The following is a 17901-nucleotide window of genomic DNA, read 5'->3' on the forward strand; positions in this document are numbered from 1 at the left end:
ATGCGGGCTGCTGTGCGGCAGGAACGCCGGGAGCATCGGATACGACGGTGGGGGTGGGCGAGTCACTCATGCGATCACTCTGCCCGACGCCACCGACAAAATTCCGGTCGGCGGCGCCGGACCCCGTTCCGGCTGGTGGACCCCGCGTCAGCCGAGCTTGAGCAGCAGCTCGGTGAGCTCGGCGGGCATGGTGATCATGCAGTCGTGTCCCGTCTGCAGTTCCCACACCTGTGCCGGGCTGCCGTTGGGCTGGATCGCCGGCACCGGCCGCCGCTCGATACCCTCCGGTACGCCGGCCACGCAGTGGATGTGCGTCCGCGAGACGGTGCGTACGGCCGGGTTGTCCAGCCGCACCGGCTGCTGGAGGCAGAGCACCGGATGGTCGGACAACATCGTCCGCAGCCACGCCACGTCCGCCGGGTCGGTGACCCCGAACAGGCCCAGGGGCGGCGGCAGCTCGGGCATCGGCGGGATCCGCCAGGGAGTCCCGGACTGCTCGGCGTGGTCGATGAGGGTCTGGGTCACCGGCTGCACGTCCACCGCGCTCTCGTCGTCCTGCGGGACCATCGCGTCGAGGTAGACCAGGTGGGCGATCCGGTCCGGGAGGCGGTTGGCGACGGACGAGATGACCAGCCCGGCATAGCTGTGACCCACGAGGATCACGTCGGTGAGACCCTGGTCGGTGATCAGGCTGACGAGGTCGTCGACGTGCGTGTCCAGCCCCACCTCGGGGCCGAGCAGATGTGCCTTGTCACCGTAGCCGGTCAGCGACGGCGCGAGCACCCGATGCCCGGCCGAGGCCAGCAGCGGGACGACCCGCTCCCAGCACTGCCCGCTGTGCCAGGCTCCGTGCACCAGCAGATATGTCGACATGGGAGAACTCCTTGCTCTCGGTAGGGACGCAAGCGAGGTTTCCGTTCGCCCGCCGGCTCAGCCAGGGCCGCCGCGATCCTGGGGGTGGCAGGACCAGGAACGCACGAAGGCGCACGCGTTACCGTGGGGACATGAGCGACGAATCCAACCTTCTGGGCGATTACGTACGCGCCCGCCGGGAGCTCGTCACTCCTGAGCAGGCCGGCATCCCCTCCGTCGGCGTACGGCGCGTGCCGGGCCTGCGCCGGGAGGAGGTCGCGATGCTCGCGGGCGTCAGCGCCGACTACTACCTGCGCCTGGAGCAGGGCCGCGACCGCAACCCCTCCGCGCAGGTCCTCGAATCCCTGGCCCGCGTGCTGCGGCTCGACGACGACGCGACCGCCTACCTGCTCGGCCTCGGGGCGGCAAAGCCCCGGCGACGGCGGCGGCCCCGCAAGGAGACCGTCCCTGCGGGTGTCGCCAAGCTCATCGGCACGCTCCCGCTGCCCGCCTACGTGGAGGGCCGCTACTTCGACGTCCTCGCCGCCAACGCGCTGGCCACCGCTCTGTCGCCGCGGCTCCTGGCGGGGCGCAACCGCCTGCGGGACGTGTTCCTCGACCCCGCCGAGCAGGCCCTGTTCCCGGACTGGGAGGCCGCCGCGCAGGGGATGGTCGCCGGCTTCCGCCTGTCCGTCGGCACCGACCTGGACGATCCCCGGTTCATCGAGCTCGTCGGCGAGCTCTCCCTCGCCAGCCCCCGCTTCAGCAGGCTCTGGGCCCGCCACGACGTGAACACGTGCGAGGGCACGCCCAAGCACCTCGACCATCCCCAGGTCGGAGAGCTGTGGCTGAACCGGGAGAGACTCGGCGTCAGCGGCGCGAAGGGCCAGACCCTCATCGTCCTCCACCCGGACCCCGGCACCGACAGTGCCGACAAGCTGGCGCTCCTCGCGTCCGCCATGCGGGTGGCCACCTGAGCGGGCGTCCGGTCCCGGGATCAGGTGCCGCGCCGCCGGCGACCGAGCGGTGCTGCAGGTCGTTGAGCACATCGTGGTGGGCGCCGCGCACGACGGCGAGCCGGGCCCTCGGCAGCGTCCTGGCCGCTCGCGCGATCGCGTCGCGGTCCGCCAGCGGGTCGGCGTCCCCGGCCAGCAGGAGCCGGGGGATCCCGGCAGTGCTCGCGTACGCCGTGTCCAGCAGGTCCTGGGGCACGGGACCGGCCAGCGCGCCGCGCTCCACGGCCGCGTCACCGGTCAGGTCGCCGCGGTGGGTGGGACAGTGGGTGCGGACGTCGAGCTCGTCCTCCCACCGGCCGCCCGCCCGGGAGCCGTTGCCGGGCAGGCCGGCGAGCACGGCCGCCTGCGGCCACCAGACCGCGGTCGGAGCTGCCGTGGCGAGCAGGGCGGCGAGCCCGGCGGCGCCCAGGTCGGCGCCCACCAGCACCAGCGGGCGCGGCAGCCCGTCCGGGTACTCGGCCGCGATGCCGGCGACGGCCTCCGACAACCGCCGGGCGAGGGCGTCCAGGAACGCCGGGCCTGCGGCCGGCAGGTCCACGACCCGTACCCGGTAGGCGTCATGGGCGAGCCGCGAGCCGAAGCGGGCGTAGGTCGCGCGGGTCTCGCCGCGGCCCGGCACGACGATGACCGTGCCTCTGGTCTTCAGCCCGTCGGGGGCGTGGTGGTCGCCGTTCTGCGTCATGTCGTACTCCATTGATCGGAGGCGGAGGCGAGGCCGCGCACTTCGGCGCGCAAGGCCAGCCGCGCTACGGGGGTCCGGTGGCTGCTCGTCACGGATCGACGGCACGGACGTCATGAGCAGGCGGGTGTAGGAGGGGTGCCGCGGGGCCGCGAAGATCTCCTCCGTGGTGCCCGTCTCCACCACCTGCCCGCGGTAGAGCACGACGACGCGGTCCGCCACGCCGCCGAGCAGCCGAGGTCGTGCGTGATCAGCAGGACGCCGCGGTCGCGGGTCTCGCGCAGGCGTAGCAGGAGTTCGAGGATGGTGACGCGCGTCGAGGGCGCTGACCGGCTCGTCGCAGATCAGCAGCCGGGGGGCGACCGCGATCGCCCGCACGACGCAGGAAGCGATCGTCGTGAACCTCGACGGGCTCGGCTGGTCCGCTGTCGAGATCCGCTGAGCCGGCCGATCCCGGCTCAGGACCGGATGAGCGGCAGACGGATGACGAAGCAGGCGCCCCGCGGCGAGTCCTCGATGCGCAGGGTGCCGAAATGGGCCTGGACGATGGCACGGGAGATGGGCAGGCCCAGGCCGCTGCCGCCGGGGTCGCGCTCGCGGCTCTCGCTCAGCCGCACGAAGGGCTGGAAGACCCGATCGCGGTCCCCGGGCGAGATGCCCTCGCCGTCGTCGCACACCGTGACCAGGGCGAGGGCCTCATCGCGCCCGACGGTCACCTCGACCCGGCTGTGCGCGTGCCGCTGGGCGTTGACGAGGAGGTTGGTCAGCACCTCGGTCAGTTGCACCGCGTTGCCGCGGACGGTCACCTCGTCGTCGGCCCGCACGTGGATCGGGATGTCCCGGCTGCGCCTGGCGACCTCTTCGCGGATCAGGGCGCCCACGTCGATGAGCTCCACGTCGTGCGGGGACGACGTGCGCACCTTGGTGAGCATCAGCATCTCGTTGATGATCGTCTGGAAACGCTCGGCCGCCTGCAGCACCTCGTGAAGGGTCTCGCGGGCGTCCACGTCGGGATACAGCAGCGCCTCCTCCACGCTGGCACGCAACCCGGTCAGCGGAGTGCGCAGCGTGGGAGACCATCGAGGCGAAGTTGCGCTGCTGCTCCACCGCCTCCTGCAGGTGCGACAGGGTCTGGTTCAAGGTACGGACGAGCCGGGCGAACGCGTCGTGGCCCGGCGGCTCCGGCAAGCGCAGCCCCAGGTCGGTCACCGTGATCTCGCTCACCCGGGCACGCACCGCGTCCACCGGGCGCAGCGCCCGTCCCACGAGCGTCCACGCCATCCACCCCGCCAGCGCGGCCCCGGCCAGCACCCCGCCTGCCATCATCAGCTCCAGCCGGTTCGTGGCCAGGATGGGCGGTCGGGCCTGCCCCGCGTAGACCACATGGGGCCGGCCGCCCCACAGCTGATCCGCCTCCTGCTGCGAGACCCGGCTCGCGGTGAACATGACGCATTCCCCGCCGGCCGGGCACTCCGTACGATGCTGGATCCGGTCCTCCTTCGGCGGCCACAGGCTGCTCATCCGAGGACGGCCGGCCGCTGCCTCGCTGGCCGTCACCACCCGTCCGGCAGGGTCGACGAGCTGGAGCAGATCGACCTCCGAGCCGGTGATCGGCGCCGGCGGCCGCGCCTGGCGCATCGACCCGATCCACGCGGTGGCCGCCCGCTGGGTGTCGGCGAACACCCCCTGCTCGATGCTGCGGCGCAGCAGCACATCCGCGACCACACCCACGAGCGCGAACCCGGCCACGGCCAGCGCGGCCGTCGCCAGGGTGAGACAGGCCCGGATCGACAGCCTGCCGACAGGAACCATGCACTGCCTCCGCGGATCGCACCGGTGGGCTCCTCACCTCCCCCATGCTTCCCGCAGCGTGCTCAAAGCAGGTCAAAGTCCCCGCAACAACTCGCTGACAGACGCACCCCTTCACAGCCAGTTGCGGCGTTTGAAGATGGCGTACAGGCTGAGGCAGGTCAGCATCATCAGGCCGAGGGCGAACGGGTAGCCGTAGGCCCAGCGCAGCTCGGGCATGCCGGGGGCCTCGAAGTTCATGCCGTACACGGTGCCGATCAGGGTGGGCGCGAACAGGATGGCCGCCCAGGAGGAGATCTTCTTGATCTCCTCGTTCTGCGCGAGGCTGGCCTCGGTCATGTGCTTGATCTCCTCGTTCTGGGCCTGGGAGACGAGGGTGGCGTTGACGGTGAGGATGTCGGCGAGCATCTGGCGGAAGCCGTCCACGCGTTCGGCGACGGTGGTGGCGTGGTCGGCGACGTCGCGCAGGTAGCGCTGCAGCTCCTCCTCGGTGCCGTACTTGGCGAAGCCGGCGGTCAGGCCGTCCAGCATGGCCAGCAGCGGGCGCGTCGCGCGCTGGAACTCGATCACCTCGCGCGACAGCTCGTAGATGCGGCGGGAGACGCCGGGGTCGCCGCCGAACACCTGGGTCTCGATCTCGTCGATGTCGTTCTGCAGGCCGGCGATGACGGGGGCGTAGCCGTCCACGACGTGGTCGAGCACGGCGTACAGGACGGCTTCGGGGCCGCGGGCCAGCAGGCCGGGGTCGGCTTCCATGCGTTCGCGGACCGGGTGCAGCGGGGGTGCGTTGCCGTGCCGGACGGTGAGGACGAAGTCGGGGCCGGTGAACAGGTGGATCTCGCCGAACTCGACCTGTTCGGCGGCGTCGTCGTAGCGGGCGGCGCGCAGCACGACGAACAGGGTGTCGCCGTAGCGTTCGAGCTTGGGCCGCTGGTGGGCGACGACGGCGTCCTCGATGGCCAGCTCGTGCAGGCCGAACTCGCGGCCGAGGGCGGACAGGTGCGCCTCGTCGGGCTGGAACAGGCCGAGCCAGCCCATGGTGCCGGGCTCCCGCCGGCGCAGGCGGGCGCGTACCCGGTCGGGGGTGGCGGGGGTGTCGATGCGCTTGCCGTCGCGGTAGAGCGCCGCGTCCACGACCTGGCCTTCGGCGGGGTGGGCGGGCCGGTGGCCGCGCGGATCCATCGACTCCTCGGGCGACGGCTCGCGCCGGCGGGAGGCGGGGGCGGCGTTACGGCGGACGGGACGCAGGACACGCGACCGCCAATCGGACATCATCACGGGAACCTCCGGGGGCCAGGATCGAACCCGCAGGGCACGGCGACGCATGCGCGCAGCGTGGCGTCATGGCGCGGGTGAAGAGGGGAAGGGAGCGGACTGCTCAGCGGGTGCGACTAGGAGGTTGACTGCTCATGCAGCCTCACCTCCTCGCCCTCGGGCCGGGTCCCGGCGCCTCCGGAAGAACCTGTCCAACATACCGCACGTCCCCCTTCGGGCGGGCATAACGGGCATGAGAGGGCGTGCGCGCATGCCGGTGCGCTCGTCGCGGCAGGCTGTGCGCTCGACGCGGCAGTCACGGCGCTCAGCGCGGCAGGCTCGGCGCTCAGCGCGGCAGGCGCGGCGCTCGTGCTGCCGGGCGGAAGGCGGGCCGACGGGCGTCCGGGCGTCTCGCGGACCTGTCAGGTGATGACACGCCTGGGTGACGGGGCCGCGGGATCCGAGTGGCCATCGGCGAGTCGGGTCATCGGGCGGGTCCGATGGCGTCGTCGCCAAAGACGGCCGCGAGCGCCTTTCCGATCAGGCCGGGCAGGTCGGGCCGCCCGTCGTCGGCGGCCCAGCGCACCAGCGCCGTGTGCAGGGCGGCCAGGCAGGCGCTGGCCGCCGCCTGCGCCTGGAACGCCCTGTCGGGATCGGCGGCCTCGTCGCCCAGGGCGCCGATGATGGCCTGCTGGAGGGCGTACTGGTTGTCCAGGTGTCTGGCCCGCAGGGCGGGCGTGGAGATCATGAGCTGGAGGCGGACGAGCAGGAACCGCCGGTCCCCCGCCAGGTCGCCGCCGGTCAGGGCGGCGGCCTCGTCGATGAGCGCGCCGCCGATGCGGCGGACCAGGGGCTGGCCGGCGGGCGAGGCGGCGATCCGCTCGGCGATGGCCTCGCCGTACTGGTCGACCAGCACGAGGTCTTCCTTGGTGGGGAAGTGCCGGTAGACGGTCATGGGCGACACACCTGCCGCCTCGGCGACGTCGTTCATGGTCGTGGCGTCGTATCCGCGCTCACTGAACAGCCGTATCGCGTGCGCCTGGATCGTGCGCCGCGTCTGGGCCCGACGTTGCTCTCGCAGAGTTGCGGACATGTGATAGACACTACCATCGTGATAGCAACTACCATGTTGGTAGTGACTAACAGAACAAGGTGGCACACATGAACGGTCTGAACGACAGGACGGCCCTGGTGACGGGAGCGTCCCGTGGCATCGGCCAGGAGATCGCGACCCGGCTGGCGGCCAGGGGAGCGCTGGTGATCGTGCACTACGGCGCCGGCGAGGACGGCGCGAAGGCGACGGTCGGCGAGATCGAGCGCGGCGGCGGGACCGCCCTCGCCGTCCAGGCGGAGCTGGGCGTGGACGGCGATGTCGAGCGGCTCTTCGCGGGAGTCGAGGCGGCCCTGGCCGGACGGCCGCTCGACATCGTCGTCAACAACGCGGCAGCTCAGCCCGCCGGGCCGCTCGGAGTCACGACCCGGGCCGAGTTCGACCACCTCTTCGCGGTGAACGTGCGGGCGCCGTACTTCATCATCCAGCGAGCGCTGCCCCTGCTGCGCGACGGCGGCCGCATCATCACGATCTCGTCCGTCGCGACCCGCATGGCCAACCCCGCCCAGACGTCCTTCGCCATGACCAAGGGCGCGATCGAGACGATGAGCCTGACCCTGGCCAACGAGCTCGGAGCCCGGGGGATCACGGTGAACGCGGTCGCCCCCGGCGCCACCCGCACTCCCGCCAACGACTCCTTCTTCGAGGCGCCCGGCCTGGCCGGGTTCATCGCCGGATCGACGGCGCTCGACCGCCTCGGTGACGCCGGCGACGTCGCCGATGTGGTCGCGTTCCTCGCCTCCGACGCCGCCCGCTGGATCACCGGCCAGGTCATCGACGCCAGCGGCGGCCTGTTCCTGGGACCGCGCACCTGACGCGCACTACCACTAGAATAATGAAAACGGTTATCATGCCAAAGCATTGAGGAGGTCTCGTGGAGTTCGGCGACGCGGTCGTGCTCAGCGGAGTCACGGCGGGCTACGGCCGCAGGACGGTCCTGCGCGACGTGTCGGCCCGGCTGCCCCGGCGGGCCGTCACCGCGGTCGTCGGCCCGAACGGCTCGGGCAAGTCCACCCTGCTCGGCGTGCTGGCCGGCACCATCCGGCCGGTGCGCGGCACGGTCGAGCCCGGCGGCGCCGGCCGGCCCGGGTACGTGGTGCAGCGCGACGCCGTCTCCGACGCGCTGCCGATCACGGTACGCGACACGGTGGCGATGGGCCGCTGGGCGTCGCGCGGCCCGTGGCGGCGGCTGACGGCCCACGACTGGGCGATCGTGGAGTCGTGCATGGCCGAGCTGGACGTGTCCGCGCTGGCCGCGCGCCGGCTGAGCACGCTGTCGGGCGGCCAGCGCCAGCGCGTGCTCCTGGCCCAGGGCCTCGCCCAGGAGCCCTGGCTGCTCCTGCTGGACGAGCCCACGACCGGCCTGGACGCGGCCGCCAGGCAGCACATCGCCGGGGTGCTCGACCGGGAGCGGGCCCGCGGGGTGACGATCGTCCACGTCACCCACGACCTGGGCGCGGCCATGGCCGCCGACCACTGCCTGCTCCTCGACGAGGGCCGGCTGGTCGCGCAGGGGCTGCCGACGTCCGTACTGGCTGCTGAGACGCCGCCGGTCGGCGGCGTCGGATGGAGTCGATCGATGTTGTGACACGGCTGACCTGCCAGGCAGCCGTGTCACCTCGTGAGCTGTCACCCCGGCACGAGGCCGGGGCCGGCCCTGCTACGGCCGCGTGGTGCGGTGCGGGACGTGCTCCGCGGTGCCGACGTGGTTGCGCTGCTTGCGCATGCCGGCGAAGCCCAGCAGGCCGAGCAGGCCCAGCAGGCCCCACAGGCCGGCGTTGCCGCCGCCCTCGTCCCTGGTGTTGTCCTGCGGTGCTGGCGTCACCTGACTTTGTGCGACCGGCTCGACGGGTGTGTCGGCCGTCGCCGCAGCGGCCGGTGCTAGCGTCAAGAAGAACGCCAGGCCCAGCCCGGTGAGGGTCTTGCGCATTGGGTTCCCCCGATCCGGCGGTCCCTACAACCGCGGAGACCGCCTATCACGCCTTCTCCGACGAAGGCTTCCGATAGCGGGGCGATCTCCAGATCCCCTGCTAAGAGCCCCCTACCATCGTCCAGGCCGCATCAAACGCCTTCTCCCGGCAGGTGGCGCCCCAGCACACCGGCACGCACACCGGCACGTACGCGCGCCTCGGCGATCCTGGCCAGCTCCGCCCTCGCCGGCGGGCCGGCGAGGCCGGGCGCGGGCGTGATGGCGGCCATCAGCGTCACCTCCACGGCCAGGTCGCGGGTGGCGGTCACGCGCAGCACGGAGGCCAGCAGCGAGTCGTCTCCCACGAAGCAGGCGCGGGTGGAGGGCTCCGTTCCCTCGCGGTAGCGGAGCACGGCGGGCCTGACGGAGGCCCCCGCGTCGATCGCCGCCTGGAACACCGCGGGCCGGAACCCGCCCATCCCCCGCCCGCACCACGTGGTGCCCTCGGGGAAGGCGACGACCGTGTCGCCCGCCCTGAGCGCGCCGGCGACGGCGGCCACCGCGGACGGCAGCGCCATCAGCCGCTCCCTGTCGATGAACAGCGCCCCGGCCCCCGCCACCAGCGTGCTGACGACCGGCCAGCCGGCGACCTCCTGCTTGGCCAGCGGCCTGGACGGCACCGCGGCGGCGATGACCAGCGGGTCGAGCCAGGAGATGTGGTTGGCCACCACCAGCGTTCCCGTCCCGGCGGCGGCGCCGGCCCCGTTCACCTCCAGCCGGATGCCGAGGGCGCGGAGCATCAGCCGCGCCCACAGCCGCGTGATGCGCGCCTGCGTGAACGCGCGGGCGACCACGGCCACGGGCACGCCGACCAGCACCACGACGACGGCGGCCAGCAGGCGCGCGGTGCGGCGGACGCGGCCCACCGCGGAGGCCGGGTCGCCGATGCAGGCGGCGGGCGTGCACGGCCCGAGGGGCCGCCAGGGGTTGAGCTGCGCCGCGGGTGGCGGCAGTACGGTGCTCACAGGGGCTCGCCGAGGAAATAGCGCAGGTAGCGGGCGTTGACATTGGCCATGGACAGCAGCATGAAGAAGTCGGCGGTGCCGAAGTCCGCGTCGTGCGCGGGCTCCCCGCACACCCACGACCCCAGCCGCAGGTAGCCGCGCAGCAGCGGCGGCGGCACGAAACGGTCGGGCAGCGCCACCCGGCCGGGCCGCCACGGCGTGCGCGGCCGCACCCGGTGCTCCTCGGGGCCGAGCGGCACCCGGTCCATCACGGCGGCGGCCAGCGCGCCCCCGTCGTCGAGCGGCACCGAGCAGCAGCCCGCCAGCCACTGGTACCCGCCGGAGACCATGTAGCGGGCGATGCCGGCCCACATCAGGGCGACCACCGCGCCGTCCCGGTGGCCGGGGTGCACGCAGGTGCGACCGGCCTCCACCAGCCCCTTCCTGATGGGGGCGAGGCGGGCGAGGTCGAACTCGGCGTCGGAGTAGAGCCGGTCGGCGCGCCCGGGAGGCAGCAGCCGGTACGTGCCCACCACCTCCTCGCCGTCGCGGACGAGGAGGTGGTCGCAGTAGGCGTCGAACCGGTCGGCGTCGAGGCCGGAGACCGGGCTGTCGAGCCGCGCCCCCATCTCCCCGGCGAAGACGGCGTATCTCAGCCGCTGGGCCGCCCGCAGGTCGGCGGCGCTGGTGGCCATGCCGACCGTGTACCTACCGGTGTCAAGAGAGATCGTCATGGGCGCGCGTCCTTCCCTGAAGGGTTCTCGCGCCTATGTCGACATGCGTAAATGACGTGCACGTCTCGCGCTGGGGGCAGCCAGGCGACCGTGAGAAAAAATCGTTTCCCCGGGCGTCACCCGGATCATTACACTTCCCACCGACGCCGATGACGTGATCAAGGAAGGGAGCCGGCCGTGCGCGACCACAGCACCGCTGCCGCCGTCTCCCCGGCGCGTTACGAGGTGATCCTGGTGTCTTCGCGCGCCCGGTGCCGGCCGCGCGGCCGCCACTGGTTGCTGCCCTGACGAAGACGCTTCCCCTGGGACCCTTCGCGGGCCGCCGAATCGCGCCGTCCTGTCCGACATGAGTCCCGAAAGGGTCATGGGCCGTGCGTGCTCACGTTTTCAATCCCCTGCAGACCGTCCGTAATCTCGGCATCCTCGCCCACGTCGACGCGGGCAAGACCACCGTCACCGAGCGGATGTTGTACCTGACCGGCGCCACCTACAAGCGCGGCGAGGTGCACGACGGCACGACCGTCACCGACTTCGACCCCCAGGAGCGCGACCGCGGCATCACGATCTTCGCCGCCGCGGTGAGCTGCGAGTGGGACGGGCACCGGATCAACCTGATCGACACCCCTGGCCACGTCGACTTCTCCGACGAGGTGGAGCGTTCCCTGCGGGTGCTCGACGGCGCGGTCGCGGTGTTCGACGGCGTGGCCGGGGTGGAGCCGCAGAGCGAGTCGGTGTGGCGGCGGGCCGACCGCCACGGGGTTCCGCGCATCGCGTTCGTGAACAAGCTGGACCGGGCGGGCGCCGACCTCGACGCGGCGGTGGAGTCGATCCGCCGCAGGCTGCATCCGGCGCCGCTGGTCGTGCAGCTCCCGATCGGCCGCGAGGACGGCTTCGCCGGCGTGGTGGACCTGCTCGCCATGCGGGCCCTGGTCTGGGACGGCGGCGTGCTGGAGACCGGGCCGGTGCCCGAGCACCTGCTGGAGGAGGCTCGGCGGCGGCGCCGGCTGCTGGAGGAGGCGGTGGCCGAGCTGCATCCGGGCGTGCTGGAGGAGTTCTGCGCCGAGCCGTCGGTCTCCGAGGCGACGCTGGTGGCGGCGCTGCGCGAGCTGACGGCCGCCGGCGCGGGCCTGGTGGTGCTGTGCGGCTCCGCCTACCGGGACCGCGGGATCGAGCCGCTGCTGGACGCCGTCGTCCGGTACCTGCCCTCGCCGCTGGACGTGCCCGCCGTGCGCGGGCAGGACGGGCAGGCCCGCCCGGCCGATCCGGCTGCGCCGCTGGCCGCGCTGGCGTTCAAGGTGAGCGCGACGGCGACGGGACGGCTGACGTACCTGCGGATCTACTCGGGCACGCTACGGAAGGGGGACACGGTGCTGGACGCGGGCACGGGCCGGACCGAGCGGATCGGCCGGATCCTGCGGGTGCAGGCCGACCGGCACGCCGAGGCGGACCGGGCGGTGGCCGGCGACATCGTGGCCGTGGTCGGGCCGAAGGCGGCCCGCACGGGCACGACCCTGTGCGCGCCGGACGCCCCGCTGCTGCTGGAGCCGCCGGGCGCGACCGAGCCGGTGGTGTCCGTGGCCGTCGAGGCGCGCGGCAGCGGCGACGGCGACCGGCTGGCGGCGGCGCTGGCCCGGCTGGCCGAGGAGGATCCCTCGCTGGCCGTGCGTTCCGACGCCGAGACCGGGCAGACCGTGCTGTCCGGGATGGGCGAGCTGCACCTGGAGGTGGCGGCGGAGAAGCTGCGGCGCGACCATCGGCTGGAGGTACGCGTCGGGCGGCCGCAGGTCGCGTTCAGGGAGACGGTCGCGCGTGGCGTGTCCGGGCTGCTGTACCGGCACGTCAAGCAGGACGGCGGCGCCGGGCAGTTCGCCCACGTGGTGATCGACGTCGAGCCGCTGGACGAGGGCTTCGCGTTCGCCTCGGCGGTGACCGGCGGCCGGGTGCCGCGCGAGTACGTGCGCGCGGTCGAGGCCGGCTGCCGGGACGCGCTGTCCGGCGGGCCGCTCGGCGGCCACCCGGTGACCGGGCTGCGGGTCACGCTGACCGACGGGGCCACGCACGTCAAGGACTCCTCGGAGATGGCGTTCCGCACGGCCGGCCGGCTGGCGCTGCGCGAGGCGCTGCGCCAGTGCGCGATGGTGCTGCTGGAACCGGTGGTGGAGGTGACGGTGACCGTTCCGGACGAGATGGCCGGCGCCGTGCTGGGCGACCTGTCGGCGCGGCGGGGCCGCATCTCGGGCTCCGAGGCGCGGGCCGGCGCGGTGGTGATCACCGCGGTGGTGCCGCTGGCCGAGGTGTTCGGGTACGCGACCCGGCTGCGCAGCCGTACGCAGGGGCGGGGCACGTTCACCACGCGCCCCGCCGGGTACGCCCCCGCCTAACCGGCGGTGAAGGAGATCCAGACGTCAGGAGGGACGTCGGGCCGGTTCGGCACGGCCAGGCGTTCCTCCGTCCACGCGGCGCCGGCGATCTCCGAGGCGACCCGCCGCCAGAACGCGACGGCCGTCGTGTTGGCGTCCTGGAAGGCGACCCGCCAGGGGCCGGGGTGACGCGCGATCACCTCTCGCACGACGGTCATCCCGATGCCGGCCCTGCGCGCGCCGCGGACCACGAAGAAGCTGTTCAGCACGCGTGCCGGGCCGGACAGCGCGCGCACGAACGCGAAGCCGACCGGCGACTCGCCGCTGGTGAACAGGTAGGCGGCCCAGTCGTCGTCGGCCAGCGCCGAGCGCAGCCGGTCGTTGTGGTAGGTGCCGTCGGCGCTGGGCAGGCCGCCCTGGAAGTCGGCCATGTCGTGGCGGAACATCAGCCAGAGCCGTTCGGCCGTGGGGTGGTCGGCGGCGGTCATCGGCCGCACGGTCACAGGTGGGGAAGTCATAAAGAGATCTTCCGGCCGGGAGCGAACCCGGCCGGAAGGTAGAACATAGCAGGTTCGATCATGGAGTGGTGACGGCGGCCCCCGTGACCGAGGACGACCAGTACAGCGCACCGGCCACCTGGGCGAACAGGCCCTTGGGATGGTTGCGGAACATCGGCTCGGTGCCGAACAGCACCACGGCCGCGCCGCGCTCGTCCCTGCCGCTGACCACGGCCGCCTGGCCCCTGGCCTGCTCCTGGCCGCCTCCCGAGCCGTCCTCCCTGGGCCGCCAGTGGCCGGCGACCAGCGGGCCGTCGGCCGCGTACGACTGCTCGACCGTGACCTCGGGCCCCAGGCCGGTGAACCAGAGCGGCGAGTACACGAACGAGTGGCCGGGCAGGCCGTCGTCGGCGGACACGACCCGGACCACGCCGTTGCCGTCCGCGTTCCCGGCCACCGTGGTGGCGGTCAGCAGGCCGGCAGCGGTGTTGAAGGTGGCGCCCGTCCGGCCCCTGGTGATGACGCCGCCCGTGGCGAGGAACGCCTCGAGTGCCGTCCTGGCCGCCTGGTTGAGCGCCGCGTGGCTGAGGCCGCTGGAGACGTACAGGACGTCGGTGGCGCTCCAGTCGAAGCCCGCGTTCAGGATCGCGGTGGAGACGGGCGTGACGGGGAAGCCCAGCTCGCGCAGCGTGAACAGTTCGTCGGCGGAGGCCGCGGCGGCCACGCGCACCGGAGCGAGAGGGGTGCCGGTGGCCGTGCCCGCGGGGGTGAAGGCGACGCCGTAGCGGTCGGCGACCGTCCTGGCGGCCTGCCTGGCCGTGGCGGGGACGATCGCCGTGCCGTCGTCCCAGGTCACCGCGATGCCCTGGGCGAGCAGGTCGTTGAGCGCCCTGACCTCCTTGGCGTCGCCGACCTCCAGCGCGAGCGCGCCGGGAGTGCGCGGGACCGACCCTGTCGGGGCGGCGGCCCTGACCGGCTCGGTACGCGCGCGCAGCGACTCGACCGGCTCGACCGTCGCGCCCCAGAGCAGGGCGTGGCTCCAGCCGGAGATGTCGTACATGGCGCCGACCCTGGGCGAGATGTCCGCGCCCGGCTCCAGCATGACGTTGGCCAGGCCGCGTTTCGGCTGCCGCATGTCCACGACGTACGAGCCGGCCGGGTACGTCCTGCCGCCCGAGCGGAACGCCGACCGCGCCCGCTCGACCCGGACGTCGTTGGCGACCAGGTGGTCCACGAGGCGTGCGGCGGCCGTTGCCGAGCGCTGCCCGGACCCCGCCGGGATGACGTAGGCGCGCGGGAACGTGGTGGTGTAGACGTCCTCGGGCCCGAATCCGGGCACGATGCCGAGCGGCACCTCCTTGGCCGGCTCGCCCGCCGCGCCGCGCCGGAACACCTCGATCTGGTCGGCGATCAGCCGGTCGTGCCGGGCCTGCACGAAGCCGTAGGTGGCGCGCACCGCCGCGGCGGCCACGTCGGTGTTGATGGCCGAGCGGCGGCGCAGCTCCTCGACCGGCTCGTTGCTGTAGGCGGGCTCGTTGACGTCGAGGGGGATCTCCACCGTGTGCGCGGCGACCGTGCCGTGGAACGGCGCGTACTGCGGGGTGAAGATCGGCGGCCAGTCGTCCCAGCCGTCCGTGGAGTCGCGGAACGGGATCTGCGCCGGCTCCACGCCGTCCTTCTCCGGGGTGTAGCCGAGCGCGTTGACGGCGGCCTCCATGCCGAGGCCGTTGGCGTAGGTGTTGGTGATGAACAGGTCGTACTCGTAGTTGGCGCCGTGCGGCGGGGTGGTCGGCTCGATGAGCGTGCCGTTGACGTAGCCGTGCAGGTCGACCAGGGCGACCGGCTGGGTGTCCATGATGGCCTGGCGCATCGCGCGCGCCTCGGGCTGGGAGGCGGTGACGAAGTCGCGGTTCAGGTCGAAGCCGGCGCCGTTCTGGCGCACGCCGTTGACGCGGCCGTCGGGGTTGGCGGTGACGTTGAAGTACAGGCGGTTGCGGGCGAGCAGGCTCGCGACCGCCGGGTCCTTGCTGGTGGCGAGCTGCTCGATGGTGCGCAGGGACGCGTCGGTGCCCTCCCACTCGTTGCCGTGGATGTTGGCGTTGATGAAGATCGGCGCCTTGTACCGCGCCGCGAGCCACCGGTCGCGGGCGGCGGCGGCCGGGTCGTGCTCGATGCGCTCGCGGATGCGCTCCTGCTCGCGCGCCCTGGCCTCGCTCTCCGGCTCGGTGACGGTGACGAGGTAGAGGTCGCGGCCCTGGTACGAGCGGCCGATGATCTCCACGCTCACCCGGTTGCTGCGCTGCTGCAGCTCGTTCAGCTTGGGCGCGATGCCGTGGTACGGCACCAGGCCCAGCTTGATCGAGGAGTCGGCCGGGTTCGCCGGCGGCAGCGGCAGCCTCGTCTGGCGCGGGTAGCCGCGCTCGCGCGAGTGCCCGTACGGTTGCGCCTCGGGCATGGCCCTGGCGTCGAGGGCGGCGGCCTGCTCGGGCACCCCCGCGGCGACCTCGTTCCGCTCGGGGCCGTTGCCGAAGTCCCTGACGGGCGGTGCCGGATCGGCCAGGGCGGCCGGTGCGGGCATGGCGAGGAGTGCGGCCGCGACGGTCACGGCCAGAAGACGGCGCATCAACGCTCCCTGTAGTCGGCGGCGATCCCGATGAGCGAGATGAGGCCCGAGGCGAACTCCATCGCCTCCGCGTGGCCCTCCTCGAACGGCGGCTGGAAGCCCACGCCCTCCCACGTGCGGGTCGCCGGGTTCCACAGGTCGGCGCCGACCTCGAAGTCCCAGCCGTAGATGCCGAAGTCGTACCAGAGCTCGTCGGCGGAGTTTCCGGCCGCCGAGTACAGCACGTCCGTGACCGGCCCGGTCTGCTGCGGCCAGATGACGGTGCCCCGCTCGCCGGCGATGGCCTCCTCGATCGTGCGGGCCGAGCGCAGGAAGTAGGCCAGGTCCTGCTGCGAGGGCCTGGGCAGGGTGACGCGGCCGTCGAGCTTGTACGCGCCGGGAGGCCACATGAAGAAGCCGCCGTAGCTGTGCACGTTCATGGCGAACTTGATGTTGCGGTACTTCTGCGCCAGCCAGATGACGTTGCGGCTCTCGGGCTCGGAGTGCTCGCCGGGGCCGGCGTACGTGCCGCTCTGGCAGTTGGCCGAGGCGCCGAAGTAGCCGTCGGACAGGGAGCCGACGGCGTAGTTGCGGTTGACGTCCACGCCCCAGGTGTTGCGCAGCGCCGGGTCGGACTGCTGCGGCGGGCAGTGGTTCGTCATGTTCTTCCGCTGGGAGTTGAAGTCGTAGAAGCTGTAGTTGGCGCCGTCGGGGTTGACGGTCGGCACGATGAAGATGTCGGTGCGCTCCAGCAGCCGGCGCGTCACCCTGTCGCGGGCGTAGTTGCGCAGCAGCCGCTCGGCGGCCTCGATCGTGACCAGCGGCGTCACCCATTCCCTGGCGTGCTCCTGCGAGTAGGCGAGCACGCCGGTGCGCGAGCCATCGCGGCGCTCGCCGATGCGCAGCGCGAGCACGGTCGCGGGCGCGCGGGAGACGTCGGCCGGGGCGTTGAGGAAGTCGTCGAGCTGGACCGGCGGCGCGGGTGCCATGACGCCGGCGCCCGGGTCCGTGCGGTAGAGGGCGGCCCTCACGGGGATGCCGGGCACGGCGTTGACGGCCGCGACGACCTGGGCGGCGGTGCTGACGGGCGTGCCGGAGCCGTCGGTGGCCAGGCTGACGGTGATGAGCTTGCCGTTGACGGTGACCTGTAGCGGCCGGTCGGGCGCGCCGGGGTTGACCAGCTCGACGGACAGGTCGTTGCCGCCCTCGGAGCCGTACGCGGCCGAGGTGACGACGACGGCCGCGCCGGGCGGGGTGCCGATCAGCGCCTGGGCGTGCCTGCGGTAGCCGTTCGTCTTGTGCGGCAGCGCGATCAGGTCGGTGAGCTTGGGGAACTGCCGGTGCAGCGCCTTGATGCGCTCGTTGAGCTGGGCCGGCGGCATGTACTGGGTGACGAAGTCCTTCTGGTAGCCGCGGCCGGTGTGGTCGGGCCGCTCGCCGTCGGGCCATTCGCCGACGCGGGCCTCGGCCCTGCCGCCGCCGGTGGAGGTGACGGTGATGCGGTGCGGCCGGTCGTCCGCGGGGACGGGGGTGCTGAACTGGTGTCCCAGGTACGCGCCCGCGTCCACGTACGCGATCATCTCGGCCTGCCCGGTGGTGCCGCGCCTGCCCTGCCAGGTGACGGTGAGCGTGGCGGCCTGGGCGGCGGAGCTGCTGGCCTCGACCGACAGGAAGTACCCGTCGCGGGACCTGAACCAGACCGCCCGCTCGACGACGAGCTGGTCCTGCTGCGTGACGGTGGTGGTCGTGCGGGCCGCCGGCGGCGCGCTGCCGGACGCCCGGGTGACGCCCGCGGGCAGGGCGGCGAGCTGGCTCGGCGTGAGCACCGCGTCGATGCGGACGCTGCCGTCCGCCTGCGGGCGTACGCGTTCGGTGAGGTCGGCGCCGGAGGCGACGAGCCGCTCCATGGCGGCCGCGTCCGGCACGGACAGCGTGACCAGGGAGACCGGCTCCGGGTCGGCGGGTCCGGCGACCGCCGGGACTGATGGCGCGGGTGCCAGGAACAAGGTCGTGACGACGGTCAGCAGAACGACTGCGGACGCCCGTAAGCCGTGCATGTACCCCTCCAGAAAGA

16 protein-coding genes are annotated in these 17901 nt (G+C 73.0%); 5 read left to right on the forward strand and 11 right to left on the reverse strand.

Going from position 1 to position 17901, the window contains the following annotated elements; translation table 11 throughout:
* Positions 1-147 precede the first annotated feature (147 nt).
* On the reverse strand, positions 148-873 hold the full coding sequence (locus tag HD593_RS30610) for an alpha/beta fold hydrolase (protein WP_185105458.1): 726 nt from the start codon (positions 871-873) through the stop codon (positions 148-150).
* 131 nt (positions 874-1004) lie between these two features.
* Here HD593_RS30610 and HD593_RS30615 point away from each other — a divergent pair, with 131 nt between their 5' ends.
* Positions 1005-1829 (forward strand): helix-turn-helix domain-containing protein, encoded by an 825-nt coding sequence (locus tag HD593_RS30615; protein ID WP_185105459.1) that lies wholly within the window; start codon positions 1005-1007, stop codon positions 1827-1829.
* Here the strand turns inward: HD593_RS30615 and HD593_RS60500 are convergent.
* Together HD593_RS60500 and HD593_RS30625 are read right to left on the reverse strand one after the other, a co-directional pair.
* Positions 1747-2769, reverse strand: a complete 1023-nt coding sequence (locus HD593_RS60500; protein ID WP_221525069.1) for an ABC transporter ATP-binding protein — start codon at positions 2767-2769, stop codon at positions 1747-1749. The genes HD593_RS30615 and HD593_RS60500 overlap by 83 nt on opposite strands.
* A gap of 236 nt (positions 2770-3005) precedes the next feature.
* Positions 3006-3614, reverse strand: a complete 609-nt coding sequence (locus HD593_RS30625) for a sensor histidine kinase (protein ID WP_312904457.1) — start codon at positions 3612-3614, stop codon at positions 3006-3008.
* A gap of 143 nt (positions 3615-3757) precedes the next feature.
* Here HD593_RS30625 and HD593_RS30630 point away from each other — a divergent pair, with 143 nt between their 5' ends.
* Positions 3758-3925, forward strand: a complete 168-nt coding sequence (locus HD593_RS30630; protein ID WP_185105461.1) for a hypothetical protein — start codon at positions 3758-3760, stop codon at positions 3923-3925.
* A gap of 545 nt (positions 3926-4470) precedes the next feature.
* Here the strand turns inward: HD593_RS30630 and HD593_RS30635 are convergent.
* Positions 4471-5628 carry a magnesium and cobalt transport protein CorA gene (locus tag HD593_RS30635; protein ID WP_185112224.1) on the reverse strand — a complete coding sequence of 386 codons (1158 nt, stop codon included), beginning with the start codon at positions 5626-5628 and terminating at the stop codon, positions 4471-4473.
* A 466-nt stretch (positions 5629-6094) separates the two neighbouring features.
* Complete coding sequence (locus HD593_RS30640) at positions 6095-6703, reverse strand: TetR/AcrR family transcriptional regulator (protein WP_185105462.1); 609 nt, start codon at positions 6701-6703, stop codon at positions 6095-6097.
* 68 nt (positions 6704-6771) lie between these two features.
* Between HD593_RS30640 and HD593_RS30645 the strand changes: the two genes are divergently transcribed.
* A complete protein-coding gene (locus HD593_RS30645) occupies positions 6772-7536 on the forward strand; it encodes an SDR family oxidoreductase (RefSeq protein WP_185105463.1) in 765 nt (254 codons plus the stop codon).
* Between the two features lie 59 nt (positions 7537-7595).
* A complete protein-coding gene (gene aztA, locus HD593_RS30650) occupies positions 7596-8309 on the forward strand; it encodes a zinc ABC transporter ATP-binding protein AztA (RefSeq protein ID WP_185105464.1) in 714 nt (237 codons plus the stop codon).
* Between the two features lie 72 nt (positions 8310-8381).
* Here aztA and HD593_RS30655 read toward each other — a convergent pair whose 3' ends face one another.
* The 3 genes from HD593_RS30655 to HD593_RS30665 all read right to left on the reverse strand — a co-directional run bounded on the left by HD593_RS30655 (position 8382) and on the right by HD593_RS30665 (position 10368).
* Positions 8382-8651, reverse strand: a complete 270-nt coding sequence (locus tag HD593_RS30655; protein ID WP_185105465.1) for a WGxxGxxG family protein — start codon at positions 8649-8651, stop codon at positions 8382-8384.
* A gap of 131 nt (positions 8652-8782) precedes the next feature.
* Positions 8783-9655: a lysophospholipid acyltransferase family protein gene (locus HD593_RS30660; RefSeq protein WP_185105466.1), complete on the reverse strand. Its 873-nt coding sequence runs from the start codon at positions 9653-9655 to the stop codon at positions 8783-8785.
* The gene (locus HD593_RS30665; protein WP_185105467.1) at positions 9652-10368 is read right to left on the reverse strand and encodes a GNAT family N-acetyltransferase; all 717 of its coding nucleotides are present in this window, start codon (positions 10366-10368) and stop codon (positions 9652-9654) included. Before HD593_RS30665 ends, HD593_RS30660 begins: the two co-directional genes overlap by 4 nt.
* Before the next feature lie 371 nt (positions 10369-10739).
* Between HD593_RS30665 and fusA the strand changes: the two genes are divergently transcribed.
* Entirely contained in the window at positions 10740-12749 is a 2010-nt protein-coding gene (gene fusA, locus HD593_RS30670) for an elongation factor G (protein WP_185105468.1), read from the forward strand.
* On the opposite strand, the gene HD593_RS30675 is transcribed toward fusA, so the two are convergent.
* From HD593_RS30675 to HD593_RS30685, 3 genes are read right to left on the reverse strand one after another with little or no spacing between them, the layout of a single operon-like run.
* Positions 12746-13246 carry a GNAT family N-acetyltransferase gene (locus HD593_RS30675; protein ID WP_185105469.1) on the reverse strand — a complete coding sequence of 167 codons (501 nt, stop codon included), beginning with the start codon at positions 13244-13246 and terminating at the stop codon, positions 12746-12748. The genes fusA and HD593_RS30675 overlap by 4 nt on opposite strands.
* A 58-nt stretch (positions 13247-13304) precedes the next feature.
* On the reverse strand, positions 13305-15848 hold the full coding sequence (locus HD593_RS30680; protein WP_185105470.1) for a M14 family zinc carboxypeptidase: 2544 nt from the start codon (positions 15846-15848) through the stop codon (positions 13305-13307).
* Positions 15848-17884, reverse strand: coding sequence for a M14 family zinc carboxypeptidase (locus tag HD593_RS30685; protein WP_185105471.1), 2037 nt, complete (start codon positions 17882-17884; stop codon positions 15848-15850). Before HD593_RS30685 ends, HD593_RS30680 begins: the two co-directional genes overlap by 1 nt.
* Positions 17885-17901: the final 17 nt, after the last annotated feature.

The sequence above is a fragment of the Nonomuraea rubra genome (genome assembly GCF_014207985.1).
GTDB lineage: Bacteria > Actinomycetota > Actinomycetes > Streptosporangiales > Streptosporangiaceae > Nonomuraea > Nonomuraea rubra.